Raw genomic sequence first — 2,234 nt, 5'->3', positions numbered from 1 at the left:
ACACTACGATGCTGTGGGTATAGGTCATGTCTGCTCCTTCTAATACGTTCTGGCGGCTATTTAGCTGCTGGGCTTTTTCGATGGCGGCAGTTCAGGCGAGGGAAAGGAATAGCTTTTCCAGGTCCTTTTTGTCCATGCTGGCGTCTTCCTGGGTGATGCATTGTTGAAGACCGCTGGCGATGATGGCGAATCCGGCCTTGTCCAGTGCCTTGGAGACCGCCGCGAGCTGCGTGACGACGTCCTTGCAGTCGCGGCCTTCCTCCATCATCCGGGTCACGGCGGCCAGTTGCCCCTGGGCCCGCTTGAGCCGGTTGATAACCGGTGTGAGTTCTGTTGAATCAAGTTGCATGGTGGCCTCCGCCTAGATCAGTATCAATCTCATAATATACCCTCCTGGGTATAGGGGCCACTCGGGTGATTCGGCGGCCTGCCGTCCTGGGTGGGCCTACGTGAGGGGCGCCGCCGTTGTGGTCCTCGTATAAGTCGGTTGCAGATTAGGGACCCTAGGGCAACCTTTCAAGACCGTGGACTTTCGGGCCCAGGACAATGCGGCTGACCCGCGCTTCGAATGCGGCACTGAAGACTTCCGTTCGGGATGTGTCAGGTGTTCGGTCTGTCGGCTGATTGGCTGCGGCGCTCATATTCCTCTTCTTCCTCATTCTCAGTTGTCAGTTTCGGGTCAGTACCGAACTCCGTCGGGCACTGACCGCCTGTTTCATCAACAAATCCTATACCCCCCGGGGTTATTTGTTTACCCCTCGGGGTATGTGGAATACTCGGCCAGGTATTCGAACTTCTGGTTTCTGAAAGGACCTTCATGACTTCTTCGACCACTTCCGTTCCGGCTGTAACGGCTCTTGATCCGCAGGAACTGCGTTCCTGGATTACCGAGCATGAGGATCTTGTGATCCTGGATGTGCGGTCGGCTGCTGAGTTTGAAACCATGCATATCCGCGGTTCGTACAATGTGCCGCTTCCCCTGCTGTCCGAACACACCGATGAGCTGGCGGCACGGCTGGGCAGTCGTGTCGTCCTGGTCTGCCAGTCCGTGGTGCGCGCCGAACAGGCCCGCCAGCGCCTCGGTGGTGCAGGGATCGACACGGCGTATGTCCTGACCGGGGGAGTGCCTGCGTTCGCCACTGCCGGCGGCGACGTCGTCCGCGGCCGCCAGCGCTGGGCCCTTGAACGTCAGGTAAGGCTCGCGGCGGGCTCCCTGGTCATCCTTGGTCTGGCCGGAGGACAGTTCGTCTCACCGAAGCTGCGCCTGCTTGCAGGAGTCATCGGCACCGGTCTGACGTTCTCGGCCGCCACGAACACCTGCGCCATGGGTAAGGCCCTCTCGGCCATGCCATGGAACAAAACCGCACAGGAACCAACCCGTGAGGCAGCTATCCTGCAACTTCCCAGCGCCAATGCCACGGCCGGTGCCAATTTCACGATGGGGCAGGCGCGCGCCTCATGAGCGCAACCCTGATCCTCGTACTCAGCCTGTCGGTGGTCATCGGGCTTTCGCTCGGTGTCCTGGGTGGCGGCGGATCGATCCTGACCGTCCCGATCCTGGTGTATGTGGCCGGATTCGAAGCCAAGGAAGCGATCGCTGCGTCCCTGTTCGTTGTCGGAGTCACCTCGGCTGTCAGCGTGATCAGCCATGCCCGCGGTGGCAGGGTAATGTGGCGCACCGGTCTGACCTTCGGCGCCGCCGGCATGGCCGGCGCCTTCATCGGCGGTCTGCTCGGTGGACACATTCCCGGTCAGATCCTTTTGATTGCCTTCGCCATCATGATGGTGGCCACCGCCATAGCCATGCTCCGCGGCAGGAAAAGCAAGGGTGGGGAAGGCGCCGCCGAACCAGTGAAACACGAACTCCCACTCGGCCGGGTGCTGCTGGACGGAGCCGTCGTCGGGCTTATCACCGGCCTGGTCGGTGCAGGCGGTGGATTCCTCGTCGTCCCCGCCCTGGCCCTGCTGGGCGGCCTACCGATGTCGATCGCCGTCGGAACGTCGTTGGTCGTGATCGCGATGAAGTCCTTCGCCGGGCTCGCCGGTTACCTCACCACTGTCCACCTGGACTGGGGTCTGACCCTGGCTGTCACGGCAGCTGCGATCGTGGGAACGCTCATCGGTTCCAAGCTCGCAGGCCGGATCCCCGAAGCCGCCCTCCGAAAAGCGTTCGGTTGGTTCGTCCTGGCTATGGGCACCTTTGTCCTGACCCAGCAGGCCCCTGAGGATCTGCG

The 2,234-nt window shown here is 61.7% G+C and carries 3 protein-coding genes; 2 read left to right on the top strand and 1 reads right to left on the bottom strand.

Features of this window, described 5'->3' with window-relative positions; translation table 11 throughout:
• Window positions 1–91 precede the first annotated feature (91 nt).
• Window positions 92–349: a metal-sensitive transcriptional regulator gene (locus X803_RS0100350; RefSeq protein ID WP_026543568.1), complete on the bottom strand. Its 258-nt coding sequence runs from the start codon at window positions 347–349 to the stop codon at window positions 92–94.
• A 468-nt stretch (window positions 350–817) separates the two neighbouring features.
• Here X803_RS0100350 and X803_RS0100345 point away from each other — a divergent pair, with 468 nt between their 5' ends.
• Window positions 818–1,462: a rhodanese-like domain-containing protein gene (locus X803_RS0100345; RefSeq protein ID WP_026543567.1), complete on the top strand. Its 645-nt coding sequence runs from the start codon at window positions 818–820 to the stop codon at window positions 1,460–1,462.
• On the top strand, window positions 1,459–2,234 hold a 776-nt coding region (locus tag X803_RS0100340), incomplete at its 3' end, for a sulfite exporter TauE/SafE family protein (RefSeq protein ID WP_026543566.1). The genes X803_RS0100345 and X803_RS0100340, both read left to right, overlap by 4 nt.

It is taken from the genome of Arthrobacter sp. 35/47 (genome assembly GCF_000520475.1).
Classification (GTDB): Bacteria; Actinomycetota; Actinomycetes; order Actinomycetales; family Micrococcaceae; genus Arthrobacter_D; species Arthrobacter_D subterraneus.
This window is presented reverse-complemented; position numbering and strand designations above follow the sequence as displayed.

Excerpts from the sequence above, each read along its gene's own strand:
- X803_RS0100350 (WP_026543568.1), bottom strand. The coding sequence starts at position 349 with ATGCAACTTGATTCAACAGAACTCACACCGGTTATCAACCGGCTCAAG.
- X803_RS0100345 (WP_026543567.1), top strand. The coding sequence starts at position 818 with ATGACTTCTTCGACCACTTCCGTTCCGGCTGTAACGGCTCTTGATCCG.